The following is a 15,439-nucleotide window of genomic DNA, read 5'->3' as shown; positions in this document are numbered from 1 at the left end:
GCGCCTTAGCGTGAAATGAAAAAGGGCATCCGAAGACGCCCTTAACGGTTAGCGCGCTGCGCGGTGCAATATCACCGACGACGGCTGGCGTTGCAGGAAGCGCATCCGCAGCATCATCAGGATCGCCGCCGAGGTCAGGCCGATAATAAAGCCCATCCAGAAACCCGCCGGACCCATCGGCTCGACTACCCAGTCGGTCAGAGCCAGAATGTAGCCGCTCGGCAGCCCCAGCACCCAATAGGCGGTGAACGTAATAAAGAAAATCGAGCGGGTATCTTTATAGCCACGCAGAATGCCGCTGCCGATCACCTGGATTGAGTCGGAAATCTGATAAATCGCCGCCAGCAGCATCAACTGGGTGGCGAGCGTGATAACCGCTGGATTATCGTTATACAGCAGGGCGATAGGCTCGCGGAAAATCACGGTAAACAGGGCGGTGAACACCGCCATGCAGACGCCCACACCCAGCCCGGTCCTGGCTGCGGTTTGCGCCTCCAGCGTCGACCCCTGACCCAGACGGTAACCCACGCGGATTGTCACCGCCGCGCCGAGTGACAGCGGTAAAACGAACATCAGCGAGCTGAAGTTAAGCGCGATCTGGTGCCCGGCCACGTTAACAATCCCCAGTGGCGATACCAGCAGCGCTACCACGGCAAACAGCGTCACTTCGAAAAACAGCGCCAGCGCGATGGGCAGGCCCAGTTGGGTCAGGCGCTTAAGCACCGCCCAGTCCGGTTTCTGGAAGCCTGACGTACTGTGGATATCGCGCATTGAACGGGCGCGGGTGACGTAAGAACGCATGGCGATAAACATCACCCAGTACACCGACGCCGTCGCTACGCCGCAGCCGACGCCGCCCAGTTCCGGCATGCCGAAATGACCGTAAATAAAGATGTAGTTCACCGGGATATTAACCAGCAGGCCGATAAAGCCCATCACCATACCGGGTTTGGTTTTTGCCAGCCCTTCGCACTGGTTACGCATCACCTGAAAGAACAGGTAGCCCGGCGCGCCCCACAGCAGCGCCCGCAGGTAGCCAACGGCTTTATCCGCCATCAGCGGATCGATATCGTGCATGGCATGAATGATGTAACCGGCATTCCACAATACGAACATCACCAACAGTGACACCATTCCTGCCAGCCAAAAACCCTGCTGAATTTGATGCGCCACCCGGTCGCGCCGCCCTGAACCGTTAAGCTGGGCGATAACCGGCGTGAGCGCCAACAGCAGTCCGTGACCAAACAGAATGGCGGGCAGCCACACAGACGTACCAATGGCGACGGCGGCCATATCGGTGGCGCTGTAACCACCGGCCATGACCGTATCGACGAACCCCATGGAGGTTTGGGCGATTTGCGCGAGGATCACCGGGATCGCCAGGGCTAATAACTGACGCGCTTCGACAAAATACTTCTGCACGAGAACACCTTTTATATTGTTGTTATTTGACAAAACAGAAAGCCGCCAAACGTGGCAGCAAGAAGAGGTTGCAGGGGAATAGTCAGACTATTGTAGCGGGAGTTCATTATTAAGCCAGTGAATTGTGCAACCTACTGGCATGCGCAATTTTCACCTGTTATTGTGCATGCATTATGTGAATGGCACCTCGCCAGTTTACTGTTATTCAGGAGTTAGCCTTATGTTTACCGGTATTGTCCAGGGCGTGGCGAAAATTATCGCCATTGATGAAAAACCGAATTTCCGCACCCATGTGGTGGAATTACCGCCGTCGCTGCTGCCGGGCCTTGAAACCGGCGCATCGGTCGCGCACAACGGCTGTTGCCTGACTGTCACGCAGATTGATGGCAACCAGGTAAGCTTTGATTTAATGAAAGAAACCCTGCGAATCACTAATTTGGGCGAGCTGGCCGTCGGCGATAAGGTGAATATCGAACGCGCCGCGAAATTCAGTGATGAAATTGGCGGACATTTGATGTCTGGCCATATTATGACCACGGCGGAAGTATCCAAAATATTAACCTCGGAAAATAACCGCCAAATCTGGTTTAAGCCGCAGGACGCCACCCTGATGAAGTATATCCTGCATAAAGGATTTATTGGCATCGATGGTATTAGCCTGACGGTAGGCGAGGTGACCGCCACCCGCTTCTGCGTCTATTTAATTCCCGAGACGCTTCAGCGCACCACGCTAGGAAATAAAAAGCTCGGCCAGCGGGTTAATATTGAAATCGATCCGCAAACCCAGGCGGTGGTGGATACGGTAGAACGCGTACTGGCGGCGCGTGACGCGGCCGCGATAATCCCTGACGCATAAGCCACAAAAAACCCCGGGAAACCGGGGTTTTGTTTAGCGCGCCACGCGTAAACCGTTTTCGATCCCACGGCTAAATACCACCTGCCAGAGTTGCAGATCCCGGGCGCGAAACGCCCCGGCGCAGGCGTTCAGGTAATAGCTGAACATGCGTTTAAAACGTTCTGAATAATTGTCCGCAAGCGATGGCCACGCTTCCATAAACCGCGCATGCCAGGCCATCAGGGTTTTATCGTAATCTGCACCGAAATTGTGCCAGTCCTCCATCACAAAATGGCGGGCGCTGGCGTCGGCGATATGGCGCACAGAAGGCAGGCAGCCGTTGGGGAAAATATACTTATCGATCCACGGGTCGACGTTGTTATCCGTTTTGCGCGAGCCGATGGTATGTAATAAGAAAATCCCGTCGGGTTTAAGATTACGGTTCACCACCTCGAAATAGGTGGCATAGTTTTTCGGGCCGACGTGTTCAAACATGCCTACCGAAACGATACGGTCAAAGCGATCGTCCAGTTCGCGATAATCCTGCAACAGGATAGTGACGTCCAGCCCCTGGCAGCGGTCCCGCGCCATTTTCTGCTGCTCGGCGGAGATGGTCACACCGGTCACCGAGACGCCATATTCCCGCGCGGCGAACTCCGCCATGCCGCCCCAGCCGCAACCGATATCCAGTAAACGCATCCCCGGTTCTAACTGGAGTTTTTCACACACCAGCCGCAGTTTATCGCGCTGGGCGTCGGCGAGATTGTCAGCCGTTTTCCAGTAGCCGCAGGAGTATTGCATCTGCCCGTCCAGCATCAGGCTGAACAGATCGTTGCCTAAATCGTAGTGCTCTTTACCCACCCTCCAGGCGCGTTTTTGCGTCTGAAGATTGAAGATCCGCGCGCTCAACACCCGCAAGGTATCTTTAAAATGGGTCGGCAGTTGGTTTTCCAGGCCCGCTTTAATCACGTTGGTAAAAAACTGGTCCAGCCGTTCGCACTCCCACCAGCCGTCCATATAGCTTTCGCCGAGACCGAGCGATCCCTGTTGCAATACGCGTTTATAAAAATCGGGATTTTTGACCTGGAGATCGGTGGGAGAAGGGCCATTAATGGCGACACCCGCTTTGCTCAGCAGGTCATTAACAATACGGAACCACTGATTGTCCCGTAGCTCGACTTCTTCTATACACGATGAACTCATAGCTTCTCCATCACTGTGCGGTGAACATCGCCCTGAATGCAGGGCGTCGAGAAATCGCGGGATAATCCGCGAGCCTGAAATCCGACGAGAACAGAGGAAGGGAGAAGGCCCTTACCTTAAAGGCCGTCCGTGGTGCTAAATGAAAATCCGTAGAGACTTTTATTTTTAAAAGACTGCCAATCAGTATAGAACTCACCCAACAGACGTTCAATAAAAAATGATTAGCAGTCTAATTAAATTTGCAAGGCGGATCAGACGCTTTGCGATGAGGTTGCAGGCTCACGCAGCCGCGCGGTTGCGCGGTCAGTGGCCTGCATGCGATAGCCCAGAGCGACAATCAGCACGGTAGACAGCATCACGCTGGTGGTAGAGAGCAATGGTGCGGAAGAGACCAACCAGGACACTGCCAGGCTGGCAATAAAGCACAAGCCCAGCTGCAAGGTGTTTTGCAGCGCGGCGGCACGGCCGGTCGCCTGGGGGAACGGTTGCAGGGCAGATGCCACCACGATGGGATAAATTGCGCCGTTCACCGCCGCCATCAGGCAGAACGGGATCAGCACCAGCGTCAGGCTGGCATTCGGCATTAGCCCTGCGCCCCAGGTGCCGACCACGCTCAGCGCAAACAGGATCAACAGCCACGGCAGCATCTGCGGGCCGTGCCATTTTTTCAACGCGCTGCGACAGCCGTAACCGCCAATCAGAAACGCGATGGTTTGCGGCACATAGCTCAGGCCGATGGCCGTCGGTCCGTAACCCATGTCATTAAGGATAAACGGCGAGCCGGTGAGCCAGGCGAAGAAGCTGGCGGAGCAGCCCGCGTAAATCAGCACGTTGCCACGGTAGGTTTTGGAACGCAGCAACGTCATGAAGCTGAGCGACGGCGCATCGGCATGGTGCGACGGCGCGCGCGGTTTCAGGCGCAGCGCCGGGATCATCAATACCAGGGTGACGGCAAACAGCACCAGGAAAATCACTTTCCAGTCGAAATGATGCAGCAGCCAGCTGCCTAACAGCGGGGCGAGAGCAGGCGACAGCGCCACCAGCGGCATAATGGTGGCGAAAATGCGGTTGGTGCGGGTCGCCGGATAATAATCGGTGACCAGCGCCTGCCAGGTTACGGCAGCGGCACAGACGCCTACCGCCTGGACAAAGCGCAGCGCCAGCAGCATGGCGGCATTGTCTACCCACAGCATGCCCAGACAGCCCACGGCGAAAATGCTCAGGCCAGCCAGTAAAATCGGTTTACGACCATAGCGGTCAGACAATGGCCCCCACGCCAGTTGCGCAACGGCAAACCCGGCCAGGAACAAACTCAGGCTGGCGCTGACGGCGGACGCCTCAGTGCCCAAATCCTGTTGAATGGCGGCAAACGCCGGTAGATACATATCGGTAGCCAGGAAGCCCAGAACGCTTAACCCTGCCAGCCACACTAAAAAACCTCGTGAAGGACGCATGGTAATTCTCTTCTTTTTTGATCTGATAACGCTTATTACGGACGCAGGAGTGTACAAAAGTGCAATCGTCCTTGTGAAACGTTAATATTTGCACGTTCCTTTCAAATTTTTTGCAGGCAGAACATGTGGTCTGAATATTCACTGGAAGTGGTTGATGCGGTGGCGCGTAACGGCAGCTTCAGCGCGGCGGCGCAGGAACTGCACCGGGTGCCGTCGGCGGTGAGCTATACCGTTAAACAACTGGAAGAATGGCTGGCGGTTCCGCTATTTATCCGCCGTCACCGGGAAGTGGAGCTGACGCCTGCCGGGGCGTGGTTTTTAAAAGAGGGCCGTTCTGTTATCAGAAAAATGATGGTCACGCGCCAGCAATGCCAGCAGATCGCCAACGGTTGGCGCGGGCAGCTCTCTATTGCGGTCGATAATATCGTCAAACCGACGCGCACCCGCCAGCTAATCCTCGATTTCTATCGCCATTTCGACGATGTGGAACTGATTGTCGCCCAGGAAGTGTTTAACGGCGTGTGGGATGCGCTGTCGGACGGGCGCGTCGAGCTGGCGATTGGCGCGACCCAGGCGATCCCGGTGGGCGGACGGTTCGCGTTTCGCGATATGGGGCCGCTAAGCTGGCAGTGTGTGGTGAGCGCCAGCCATCCGCTGGCGGCGGAACCAACACCGCTCAGCGATGACCAACTGCGCCAGTGGCCGTCGCTGGTACTGGAAGATACCTCGCGCTCGTTGCCCAAGCGCACCACCTGGCTGCTGGATAATCAGCGCCGCGTAGTGGTGCCAGACTGGGCGACAGCGGTGGCGTGTTTAAACAACGGCTTGTGCGTCGGCATGGTGCCTGCGCATGTGGCGCACGACCCGGTGGTGGCAGGGCGCTGGAAAAAGCTGGAACTGGACGACCCGTTCCCGGACTCCCCGTGCTGCCTCACCTGGAAGCAGACCGATACTTCGCCTGCGCTGCTGTGGCTGCTGGATTATCTGGGCGATAGCGAAACGCTGAACCGGGAGTGGTTGATGGAGCCGGAATAACCGGCTCCAGGAAGATTAACGGCGGTAATCGCGGAACGGACCGTCCGCGACGGAGCGGCGTTCAATCAGGCGCGGATGCACTTCGATGGTTTGTGACTCTTCACGCTTATTCACGATGCGGTCGAGCAGCATATTAAACGCGGTTTCGCCCAGGGAATCTTTTGGCTGATGAATGGTGGTCAGCGCCGGGCTGAAATAGCGCGCGTTGCGCACATTGTCATAACCGATCACCGAAATATCCTGCGGCACCCGCAGGCCCATCTCATCGGCGGCGCAAATCGCGCCCATCGCCATCACATCGCCGCCGCAGAACACCGCAGTAGGGCGCGGCTGCTGTGAGAGGATCTGCTGCATGGCGCGATAACCTGATTCCGGCTCGAAATCACCCTGCACAATCCAGTTTTCCGGCACGCTGATTTGCACTTCTTCCAGCGCTTTCAGGAAACCGGCCAGACGGCCCGCGCCGGTGTTACGTTCCAGCGGACCGGGGATCACGCCGATTTCGCGGTGGCCGCGCTCAATCAGGTAGCGCCCGGCCATATAACCGCCCTGGAAAGCGTTATCGATCACCGAGTCGGTGAAGTCGGCTTTGGATTCGCCCCAGTCCATCACCACCATCGGAATATGGCGATACTCTTCCAGCATCGACAGCAGGGATTCCGGGTATTCGGAGCACATCACCAGTAAACCGTCGACGCGCTTTTGCGCCATCATCGACAGATAGGCGCGCTGTTTTTCCTGGTTGTTATGGGCGTTACCGAGGATCAGCGTATAGCCTTTGGTGAAACAACTGTTTTCCACGGCTTCGATAATTTCAGCAAAATAGGGCGCTTCGCTGCTGGTCGCCAGCAAACCGATAGACTTGGTGTGATTAACTTTTAAACTGCGCGCCACGGCGCTCGGGGAATAGTGCAATTCCTTGATGGCTGCCCAAACTGCATTGCGCGTTTCTTCCGCAACAAAGCGGGTTTTGTTAATCACATGCGACACAGTTGTAGTGGAAACGTTTGCGCGTTTAGCGACATCTTTTATTGTTGCCATTCTTGTTACTCCAGACCCTCTCCGAGCCCCTGTTCATCACAGGTTAAACGTTTGCCTATGCCAACCTCGGTCCGCAACATTTCGGTTGCAGTATGTCGGGGATTGCGACATTAAAAGGAGGGGGTCAATGGCTGGTGAAAAATAAGGTAGCGACGGATTTTGTCTGATCTTGCGCAAAAGGGGAAGAGGGAAAACGCATATCAGCTTAAATCCCGTGGTAATTTTGTCTGAATTTATGCAAAAATGATCTGCACACACTTTTAATGTGGGTAACAAGGAGAGCAAAAATGAGCACAGACCTGAAATTTTCTCTGGTGACGACCGTTATCGTGCTGGGACTGATTGTGGCAACCGGTTTAGTTGCGGTACTGAACTAAACAGAAATTGCATTTCGACCGCGTTTGGCAATTACAAACACCAGAAAATGGCTATTTTTTGGTGTTTGGTTCCCTTTCCTGGCTCCCACCTCTGTTTCACTTCATTATTCACATTTGCGCAAAAATCTTTTGCCAAAATGGTTACTTCCTTTCTGATGTGACAAATGTCACTCTTTGCTTCTTTTTTGCGACAGGTCGCCGTGTAGTAAACACACGTGAAGCGACACGATTTCTGGAATTCACCTATGAAAATAAATTATCCGTTGCTGGCGCTGGCTATCGGCGCGTTTGGGATCGGCACGACTGAGTTTTCACCGATGGGGCTGTTGCCCGTCATCGCCAAAGGTGTCGATGTCTCGATCCCCGCAGCCGGAATGCTCATCAGCGCCTATGCGGTGGGGGTGATGGTTGGCGCGCCGCTGATGACGCTGCTTTTGTCTCATCGCGCACGGCGCAGCGCGCTGATCTTCCTGATGGCGATTTTCACCCTCGGCAATGTGCTTTCCGCCATCGCGCCGGATTACGCCACTTTAATGGTCTCACGCATTATCACCAGCCTGAACCACGGCGCGTTTTTTGGCCTGGGGTCGGTGGTCGCGGCAAGCGTAGTGCCGAAGCATAAACAGGCCAGCGCGGTCGCCACGATGTTTATGGGCCTGACGATTGCCAATATCGGCGGCGTGCCTGCTGCCACATGGCTCGGCGAGACTATCGGCTGGCGGATGTCGTTCCTGGCGACGGCGGGCCTCGGTGTGATTTCGATGGTTAGCCTGTGGTTCTCGCTGCCGAAAGGCGGCGCAGGCGAACGCCCGGACGTGAAAAAAGAGTTATCGGTACTGATGCGTCCGCAGGTGGTCAGCGCACTGTTAACCACCGTCTTAGGCGCGGGGGCGATGTTTACGCTCTATACCTATATTTCGCCGGTATTGCAGCACGTTACCCACGCCACGCCGCTGTTTGTTACCGCGATGCTGGTGCTGATTGGCGTCGGTTTTTCCCTCGGCAACTGGCTGGGTGGCCGACTGGCGGATAAATCCGTGACCGGCACCCTGAAAGGCTTTTTACTGCTGCTGATCGTGATTATGGCCGCTATTCCGTGGCTGGCGCGCAGTGAATTTGGCGCGGCGCTGAGCATGGTGGTATGGGGCGCGGCGACCTTTGCGGTGGTGCCGCCGTTGCAGATGCGCGTAATGCGCGTTGCCAGCGAAGCGCCGGGACTGTCGTCATCGGTAAATATCGGGGCGTTTAACCTGGGCAATGCGCTGGGCGCGGCGGCAGGCGGCGCGGTGATCCAGGCGGGGTTAGGGTTCAGCATGGTGCCGGTGATGGGCGCAATGATTGCGGCGGTCGGGCTGGCGCTGGTGGTGCTGTCTTCAAGACGTGAACGCGAGACGCTGTGTGCGGCGGAATAAAAAAACGGAGAAGGGCGACCTTCTCCGTGATGGGGCTTAGGCGGCGAAGTTTTTCGCCGCAAACTCCCAGTTTACCAGCGCCCAGAAGTGCTCCAGATACTGCGGGCGGGCGTTGCGGTAATCGATGTAGTAAGCATGTTCCCACACGTCCACCGTCAGCAGCGGTTTAGCGTCGCTGGTCAGCGGTGTCCCTGCGTTAGAGGTTGAGACAATCGCCAGCGCGCCGTCGGGTTTTTTCACCAGCCATGTCCAGCCAGAACCAAAGTTCTTAATAGCCGCATCGGTAAATTGCGCTTTAAATTCCGCAAAGCTGCCAAACGCCTTGTTGATGGCGTCAGCCAGCGCGCCGGTCGGCTCGCCGCCCGCCTGAGGTGCCAGGCAGTGCCAGTAGAAGGTGTGGTTCCACACCTGTGCAGCGTTATTGAAAACCCCACCTTCAGCTCTGCGCACGATCTCTTCCAGTGATTTTCCTTCAAACGCGGTGCCTTTGATCAGGTTATTCAGATTGGTGACATAGGCCTGATGGTGCTTGCCGTAGTGGTACTCCAGGGTTTCAGCGGAGATATGCGGCGCGAGGGCCTCTTTGGCATACGGTAATGCAGGTAATTCGAACGACATTGCTTCACTCCTTATTATGTTTCACTAAATTCCACAAATTTAGTGTGGCTTTAGGGTAGCAAATCAAAAGGGTAAGCAAAAGATGAAGTTACCTGCCTGTTAGCCAGGCAGGGGGAGGATTAACGAATAGTTTTTGACGTCATTACGCGGCGTGCACCCACGTAATGGCGCTGCCAGTAATCTTCGCTGAGAGACGTAATTTCAATATCGCGACCAGAGCGCGGCGACTGGATAAATTTCCCGTTGCCGACGTACACGCCCACGTGGTCGGCGGTGCCGCGGCCACGGGTGCGGAAGAACACCAGGTCGCCGCTTTCCAGTTCCGCCACGTTCACCGGCGAGGCATCGCGCAGGTGGTACATTTCATTGGCGGTACGCGGAATGCGGAACTTCACCAGATCTTTATAGGCGTAATAAATCAGCCCGCTGCAATCAAAACCGGTACGTGGCGAAGAGCCGCCCCAGCGGTAGGGTTTACCAATCTGGCCCATCAGTTTATTCATAGCGGTTTGCTGCGCTTTCTGCACCCGCATTTTATGCGCTTCGGCAATGCTGGTCGGCTTGCTGGCTTTTGCCGTCACGCACTTTTTCTTGCCGGTCTTTCGGGATGTGGTACAGGTCTGTTTGACGACGTCCGCAGCGGCGGTCACAGGTTGAGCTACCCGACGATTTTTGGCTACGGTTTTGGAAGAGGTGGTAGTTTTTTTACCGGAGGTGATTTTTTTAGCGCTGGTTGCTTTCGCGGTCTTTGCTGCTGGTGTTTTCGTGGTTTTTTTCTTTGCTGCGGTCTTGCTGGTCGTGGTCTTTTTGCTGCTGGTCTTGGTCTTGGTCTTGGTCTTGGTCTTGGTGACTTGCTTATGCACGGCTGAGGGACGTGCGTTCTCCGACGCCTGAGCTAATGGCGTAAAGCTTAAAGAGGCAAAAAATAGAGCACAAAGCGTAAGCGAAACTTTATTCATCCGCGCCACTGAGCGTTCCCCTGAACTAAGCTGACAATCATGCCAGCGGGTGATTTCCAAAAACCCGTCGATTCTAATCTATAAAATTGCTCTAAGGTAAGAGAGTTATTATCCCAAAACGCTGTTTTGGTACCGGGCGCAAATAAAATAACCAACTGGCGAATTGCATGATGGTTATTTGCACAATAGTTGAGTGAAAGAGTAAGGCTTTACGTGGTGAAAATGTTATTCTTGCCACATGTTTACCGGGACTGTGGCGTTGTATCTACCCGATTTACACGGTTCCCTGATAACCAGTAAAATACAGGCTGTTTGCCTGAGAAGCTTGAGGAAGCAAGACAATGAGCACCACAATCGAAAAAATTGAACGCCAAATCGCTGAAAACCCAATCCTGCTGTATATGAAGGGCTCTCCGAAACTGCCGAGCTGCGGTTTCTCCGCTCAGGCCGTGCAGGCGCTGTCTGCTTGCGGCGAACGTTTTGCTTACGTTGATATTCTGCAGAACCCGGACATCCGCGCCGAGCTACCGAAATACGCTAACTGGCCGACATTCCCCCAACTGTGGGTAGACGGCGAACTGGTCGGCGGCTGCGATATCATTATCGAAATGTATCAGCGCGGCGAACTGCAACAGCTGATCAAAGAAACGGCTGAGAAACACAAAGAATCTGACGCGGAATAATTCGCGCAAGCATAAAAAAAGCGACCAGAGGTCGCTTTTTTTGTTTATTCGTCGGCCTGTAGCGGCGGCACAGGCCAGCCGCCGAGCCGCTTCCAGCGGTTAACGATTTCACAGAACAGCAGCGCCGTTTGTTCGGTGTCGTACAGCGCCGAGTGCGCCTGGGTGCTGTCAAACGGGATACCCGCCGCCAGGCAGGCTTTCGCCAGCACGGTTTGCCCTAATGCCAGGCCGCTTAACGCCGCGGTATCAAAGGTGACAAACGGGTGGAAAGGGTTGCGCTTCAGCGAGGCGCGTTCCGCCGCCGCCATCAAAAAACCGTGATCGAACGTGGCGTTGTGCGCCACCATAATCGCCCGGTTGCAGCCGCGATCTTTAATGCCTTTGCGTACCATTTTAAAAATGGCGTGTAGCGCATCGTATTCGCTGACCGCGCCGCGCAGCGGGTTATGGGGATCGATGCCGTTAAAGGCCAGCGCTTCGGGTTGTAGCAGGGCACCTTCGAAGGGTTCGACATGGAAGTGCAGCGTCTCGTCGATACCGAGCCAGCCCTGTTCGTCCATTTTTAGCGTGACGGCTGCAATTTCCAGCAGGGCGTCGGTTTTAGCGTTGAATCCGGCAGTTTCCACATCAATCACGACGGGATAAAAACCACGAAAACGGTCGCACAGACCGGTAAGTTGAACGTTGTCGGACATCAGCGTCTCTATGTTGGGGAATAAAAGCAGCGCGTATTATGGCAAAAAAAGGGAGGAGTTGCAGCAGGACGGGCGCAGTTAGCGCCCGCCAGGTAATCAGTTGCCGAGGCCTTTGCCGGCGTCTTTGGCTTCGATCAGTTCGATTTTGTAACCGTCTGGATCTTCAACGAAGGCGATAACCGTGGTGCCGCCTTTAACCGGGCCCGCTTCACGAGTGACATTGCCGCCGTTAGCGCGAATGCGTTCGCAGGCTTCAGCCGCGTTATCAACGCTTAACGCGATGTGGCCGTATGCAGTGCCGAGTTCATAGCTGTCCACACCCCAGTTGTAAGTCAGCTCGATAACCGCTTCTTCACTTTCCGGACCGTAGCCCACGAAGGCCAGAGAGTACTTGTACTCTTCGTTTTCGCTGGTGCGCAGCAGGGTCATGCCCAGCACTTTGGTGTAGAAATCGATAGAACGTTGCAAATCGCCAACGCGTAACATGGTGTGAAGTAAACGCATAACATCCTCGTTATCGGTAAGTTTTTAGCCATCAAGAGAATTTTAGTATAGCGGCGATGCGTCGCCGCTATCAATTACGATTGCAGCGTCGGGTAGTCGATATAGCCTTCCGCGCCGCCGCCGTAGAACAGCTCCGGTTTCTGCGCGTTCAGTTCCGCTTTATGCTGTAGGCGCTCTACCAGATCCGGGTTAGCGATATAAACGCGGCCAAACGCCACGGCATCGATATAGCCTTTGGAAATCAACGCTTCGGCTTTTTCTGCCGTGTAAGCCCCTGCGCCAACGATCACGCCTGGATACTGCTGGCGCACTTTAGCGCGGAATTCATCGGAGTAAGGCTTGCCGCCTGCCCAGTCTGGTTCGGAAATATGCAGGTAGGCCAGGTTACGCTTCGCCAGTTCGCCAATCAGATACAGCGCGGCTTCTTCCTGGTCTTCGCCGTTGTCGAGGCCGTTGAACGGACCCAGCGGTGAAATACGGATGCCGATGCGATCGGACGCCCAGGCATCGCTGACCGAATCCACCACGTCAAGCACTAAACGGGTGCGGTTTTCGATGCTGCCGCCCCAGGCGTCGGTGCGCTGGTTAGAGGCCGGGGACAGGAACTGGTGCAGCAGATAGCCGTGGGCGGCGTGCAGTTCCACCAGATCGAACCCGGCTACGCGGGCATTGATGACCGCCTGGCGGAAGTCATTCACGATACCTGGGATCTCTGCTGTTTCCAGCGCGCGTGGCGTTGAGGTGTCAACGCGGATAGCGTGACCCTGCTCATCACGTAAAGAAGTGCGGGTTTCCGCACGGATCGCCGAAGGAGCGACCGGCGCTTCGCCACCTGGTTGAAGGCTGGCGTGGGAGATACGCCCGGTGTGCCACAGCTGTACCGCGATACGGCCATCGCGTTCATGAACGGCGGCGGTGATTTTCTTCCAGGCGGCGATCTGTTCATCGCTGTGCAGGCCTGGCGCACCCGCATAACCTTTAGCCTGAGCGGAAATTTGGGTCGCTTCACTGATGATCAGACCGGAGCTGGCGCGCTGGCGGTAATACTCCACCATCATGGCGGTCGGGATATCGCCCGGCTCAATGCTGCGCAGACGGGTCAGCGGAGCCATAAACACGCGGTTCGGCGCGGTGACAGCGCCCACTTTTAATGGGGTAAACAGTTTTTCTGATGACATATAAACTCCTGAGTAGACCGGTCGTCTAGCAACGTTTGAAATAAAAAGCACCTGTTACTCAGGTGCTGAGAGCAGTGATTGTACATGCATCAGCGCGCTCTCTAAGGGCAGCGCACTGCGCGAAATTTTGGCCTGCAAGCTGGCACCCAGCCACAGCGCGTAAAGCACGTTAGCGGCGGAAACGGCGTCCTGGGTTAACGCCAGGCTGCCTTCTTTTACACCCTGCGCCAGATTTTCTGCCAGTAGAGCAACAATTTTCGCCGCGCCACTCTCCAGCGCGATACGCATATCTTCCGACAGATCGCACACTTCGGCAGAAAGCTTCACCGTCAGGCAACCGTTAATCTGGTCGTGCTGGCAAAACTGCTGCAACGTTTGCTGATAATGCGCCAGCAGCTTTTCGCGGGCGTTGGTGCCGGGCGCAGAGAAGTGCTGCGTCAGGCGCTGATGATACGCCGTGTAATAACGCTCTAGCATCGCCACGCCAAACGCCTCTTTAGAGCGGAAGTAGTGATAGAACGAGCCTTTCGGCACTTCAGCCGTTTTTAACAGTTCGCTCAGCCCCATGCCCACAAAGCCCCGGTGCAGGCAAAGTTGCTCGCCGGTGGCAAGGATATGTTCGCGGGTATCGTGTTCAGCTATCTTGTTCATGGCGATGACTGTAGTAGACCGATCGGTCTAATGCAAACCTTTATTCGTCAATACGGGATTTTTTCGGTGACGTTGTCACAGAAAAATTCGCGTGGCTTGCAACAACCGCTATCACAGGCTTCAATTACAGCAATGCGTTCTTCCCGGAGGGCCTGTGGCCGAGCAACTCGAGTTTTTCCCGATCCAAAGCCCGTGTCGCGGGGTTTGCCAGTCTGATGAAAAAGGCTTTTGCCGGGGCTGTATGCGCAGCCGGGACGAACGCTTTAACTGGCAATCCTTTAGCGACGCCCAGAAGCAGGACGTGTTACGCCTGTGCCGTCAGCGCTGGTTGCGTAAGCTGCGCGCCAGTAAAACTCCGCAGGATGATGAACCGCAACAACCTTCACTTTTCTAGTTTCCACAGTCACGTATACTCAGCATTCATTTATTCGTCGAGGAAATTAAGATGGTTCAGCGTATTACCCTTGCGCCGCAAGGCCCGGAATTTTCACGTCTGGTGATGGGTTACTGGCGGCTGATGGACTGGAATATGTCGGCGCAGGAGCTGGTCAGCTTTATCGAACAACATCTCGATTTGGGGATCACTACTGTTGACCACGCAGACATTTACGGCGGTTACCAGTGCGAAGCGGCGTTTGGCGAAGCGTTGAAACTGGCACCACAACTGCGCGACAGAATGGAGATTGTCACCAAATGCGGTATCGCCACAACGGCGAAAGCCGAGAATAAAATCGGCCACTACATCACTGACCGCACGCATATTGTCGAGAGCGCCGAGGCCTCGCTCAAGAATCTCGCCACAGAGCGTATTGATTTGCTGCTGATCCACCGCCCGGACCCGCTGATGGATGCAGATGAAGTGGCAGAAGCTTTTTTACAGCTTCATCAGGCCGGTAAGGTGCGCCACTTCGGCGTGTCGAACTTTACCCCGGCCCAGTTCTCGCTGCTGCAATCGCGCCTGCCGTTTACCCTGGCGACTAACCAGGTGGAAATTTCTCCGGTTCACCAGCCGTTGCTGCTGGACGGTACGCTGGACCAGCTTCAGCAGTTGCGCATTCGACCGATGGCCTGGTCATGCCTCGGCGGCGGCCGTCTGTTTAACGATGAGACCTTCCAGCCGCTGCGCGATGAATTACAGCAAGTGGCGCAGGAAATCGGCGCGCAAACTATTGAACAAGTGGTGTATGCGTGGGTGATGCGCCTGCCGTCGCAGCCGCTGCCGATTATCGGTTCCGGCAAAATCGAACGGGTGCGCTCGGCAATCCATGCGCTGTCGCTGGAGATGACCCGCCAGCAGTGGTTCCGCATCCGTAAGGCGGCGCTCGGTTACGATGTACCGTAATTCCTAAAATCACGGCCTCCCGGTTCGAAT

17 protein-coding genes are annotated in these 15,439 nt (G+C 55.5%); 7 read left to right on the top strand and 10 right to left on the bottom strand.

Annotation, left to right across the window (positions count from 1 at the left end):
* Positions 1-48 precede the first annotated feature (48 nt).
* Positions 49-1,422 carry an MdtK family multidrug efflux MATE transporter gene (gene mdtK / locus RT120_RS10350; RefSeq protein ID WP_312982389.1) on the bottom strand — a complete coding sequence of 458 codons (1,374 nt, stop codon included), beginning with the start codon at positions 1,420-1,422 and terminating at the stop codon, positions 49-51.
* Positions 1,423-1,642: 220 nt separating this feature from the next.
* Between mdtK and RT120_RS10345 the strand changes: the two genes are divergently transcribed.
* Positions 1,643-2,278 carry a riboflavin synthase subunit alpha gene (locus tag RT120_RS10345; protein WP_312982387.1) on the top strand — a complete coding sequence of 212 codons (636 nt, stop codon included), beginning with the start codon at positions 1,643-1,645 and terminating at the stop codon, positions 2,276-2,278.
* A 33-nt stretch (positions 2,279-2,311) separates the two neighbouring features.
* Here the strand turns inward: RT120_RS10345 and cfa are convergent, their stop codons facing one another.
* Positions 2,312-3,460 carry a cyclopropane fatty acyl phospholipid synthase gene (gene cfa / locus RT120_RS10340; RefSeq protein WP_312982385.1) on the bottom strand — a complete coding sequence of 383 codons (1,149 nt, stop codon included), beginning with the start codon at positions 3,458-3,460 and terminating at the stop codon, positions 2,312-2,314.
* A gap of 251 nt (positions 3,461-3,711) precedes the next feature.
* Positions 3,712-4,914 (bottom strand): purine nucleoside transporter PunC, encoded by a 1,203-nt coding sequence (punC, locus tag RT120_RS10335; protein ID WP_312982383.1) that lies wholly within the window; start codon positions 4,912-4,914, stop codon positions 3,712-3,714.
* A 123-nt stretch (positions 4,915-5,037) separates the two neighbouring features.
* Between punC and punR the strand changes: the two genes are divergently transcribed.
* A complete protein-coding gene (punR, locus tag RT120_RS10330; RefSeq protein WP_312982380.1) occupies positions 5,038-5,949 on the top strand; it encodes a DNA-binding transcriptional activator PunR in 912 nt (303 codons plus the stop codon).
* A 15-nt stretch (positions 5,950-5,964) separates the two neighbouring features.
* Here the strand turns inward: punR and purR are convergent, their stop codons facing one another.
* A complete protein-coding gene (purR, locus tag RT120_RS10325; protein WP_312982377.1) occupies positions 5,965-6,990 on the bottom strand; it encodes an HTH-type transcriptional repressor PurR in 1,026 nt (341 codons plus the stop codon).
* 287 nt (positions 6,991-7,277) lie between these two features.
* Here purR and RT120_RS10320 point away from each other — a divergent pair, with 287 nt between their 5' ends.
* Together RT120_RS10320 and RT120_RS10315 are read left to right on the top strand one after the other, a co-directional pair.
* A complete protein-coding gene (locus RT120_RS10320) occupies positions 7,278-7,367 on the top strand; it encodes a YnhF family membrane protein (protein ID WP_125293449.1) in 90 nt (29 codons plus the stop codon).
* A 245-nt stretch (positions 7,368-7,612) separates the two neighbouring features.
* A complete protein-coding gene (locus RT120_RS10315) occupies positions 7,613-8,779 on the top strand; it encodes an MFS transporter (RefSeq protein WP_312982375.1) in 1,167 nt (388 codons plus the stop codon).
* 36 nt (positions 8,780-8,815) lie between these two features.
* Here the strand turns inward: RT120_RS10315 and sodB are convergent, their stop codons facing one another.
* Positions 8,816-9,397 (bottom strand): superoxide dismutase [Fe], encoded by a 582-nt coding sequence (gene sodB / locus RT120_RS10310; protein ID WP_312982373.1) that lies wholly within the window; start codon positions 9,395-9,397, stop codon positions 8,816-8,818.
* A 119-nt stretch (positions 9,398-9,516) separates the two neighbouring features.
* Positions 9,517-10,365 (bottom strand): C40 family peptidase, encoded by an 849-nt coding sequence (locus RT120_RS10305; RefSeq protein ID WP_312982569.1) that lies wholly within the window; start codon positions 10,363-10,365, stop codon positions 9,517-9,519.
* A 332-nt stretch (positions 10,366-10,697) separates the two neighbouring features.
* On the opposite strand from RT120_RS10305, the gene RT120_RS10300 reads away from it, so the two are divergent.
* Positions 10,698-11,039 (top strand): Grx4 family monothiol glutaredoxin, encoded by a 342-nt coding sequence (locus RT120_RS10300; protein WP_125293445.1) that lies wholly within the window; start codon positions 10,698-10,700, stop codon positions 11,037-11,039.
* A gap of 44 nt (positions 11,040-11,083) precedes the next feature.
* On the opposite strand, the gene rnt is transcribed toward RT120_RS10300, so the two are convergent.
* The 4 genes from rnt to RT120_RS10280 form a co-directional block, all read right to left on the bottom strand.
* Entirely contained in the window at positions 11,084-11,734 is a 651-nt protein-coding gene (rnt, locus tag RT120_RS10295; RefSeq protein ID WP_312982372.1) for a ribonuclease T, read from the bottom strand.
* 96 nt (positions 11,735-11,830) lie between these two features.
* Positions 11,831-12,238 (bottom strand): lactoylglutathione lyase, encoded by a 408-nt coding sequence (gene gloA / locus RT120_RS10290; protein WP_002433542.1) that lies wholly within the window; start codon positions 12,236-12,238, stop codon positions 11,831-11,833.
* A gap of 74 nt (positions 12,239-12,312) precedes the next feature.
* Positions 12,313-13,416 carry an alkene reductase gene (locus tag RT120_RS10285; RefSeq protein WP_312982371.1) on the bottom strand — a complete coding sequence of 368 codons (1,104 nt, stop codon included), beginning with the start codon at positions 13,414-13,416 and terminating at the stop codon, positions 12,313-12,315.
* Between the two features lie 54 nt (positions 13,417-13,470).
* The gene (locus RT120_RS10280; protein WP_312982369.1) at positions 13,471-14,067 is read right to left on the bottom strand and encodes a TetR/AcrR family transcriptional regulator; all 597 of its coding nucleotides are present in this window, start codon (positions 14,065-14,067) and stop codon (positions 13,471-13,473) included.
* Between the two features lie 154 nt (positions 14,068-14,221).
* Between RT120_RS10280 and RT120_RS10275 the strand changes: the two genes are divergently transcribed.
* Together RT120_RS10275 and RT120_RS10270 are read left to right on the top strand one after the other, a co-directional pair.
* A complete protein-coding gene (locus tag RT120_RS10275) occupies positions 14,222-14,461 on the top strand; it encodes a DUF1289 domain-containing protein (RefSeq protein WP_312982368.1) in 240 nt (79 codons plus the stop codon).
* Positions 14,462-14,512: 51 nt separating this feature from the next.
* Positions 14,513-15,409, top strand: coding sequence for an aldo/keto reductase family oxidoreductase (locus RT120_RS10270; protein ID WP_312982366.1), 897 nt, complete (start codon positions 14,513-14,515; stop codon positions 15,407-15,409).
* Positions 15,410-15,439 lie beyond the last annotated feature (30 nt).

It is taken from the genome of Atlantibacter sp., assembly GCF_032062175.1.
GTDB lineage: Bacteria > Pseudomonadota > Gammaproteobacteria > Enterobacterales > Enterobacteriaceae > Atlantibacter.
This window is presented reverse-complemented; position numbering and strand designations above follow the sequence as displayed.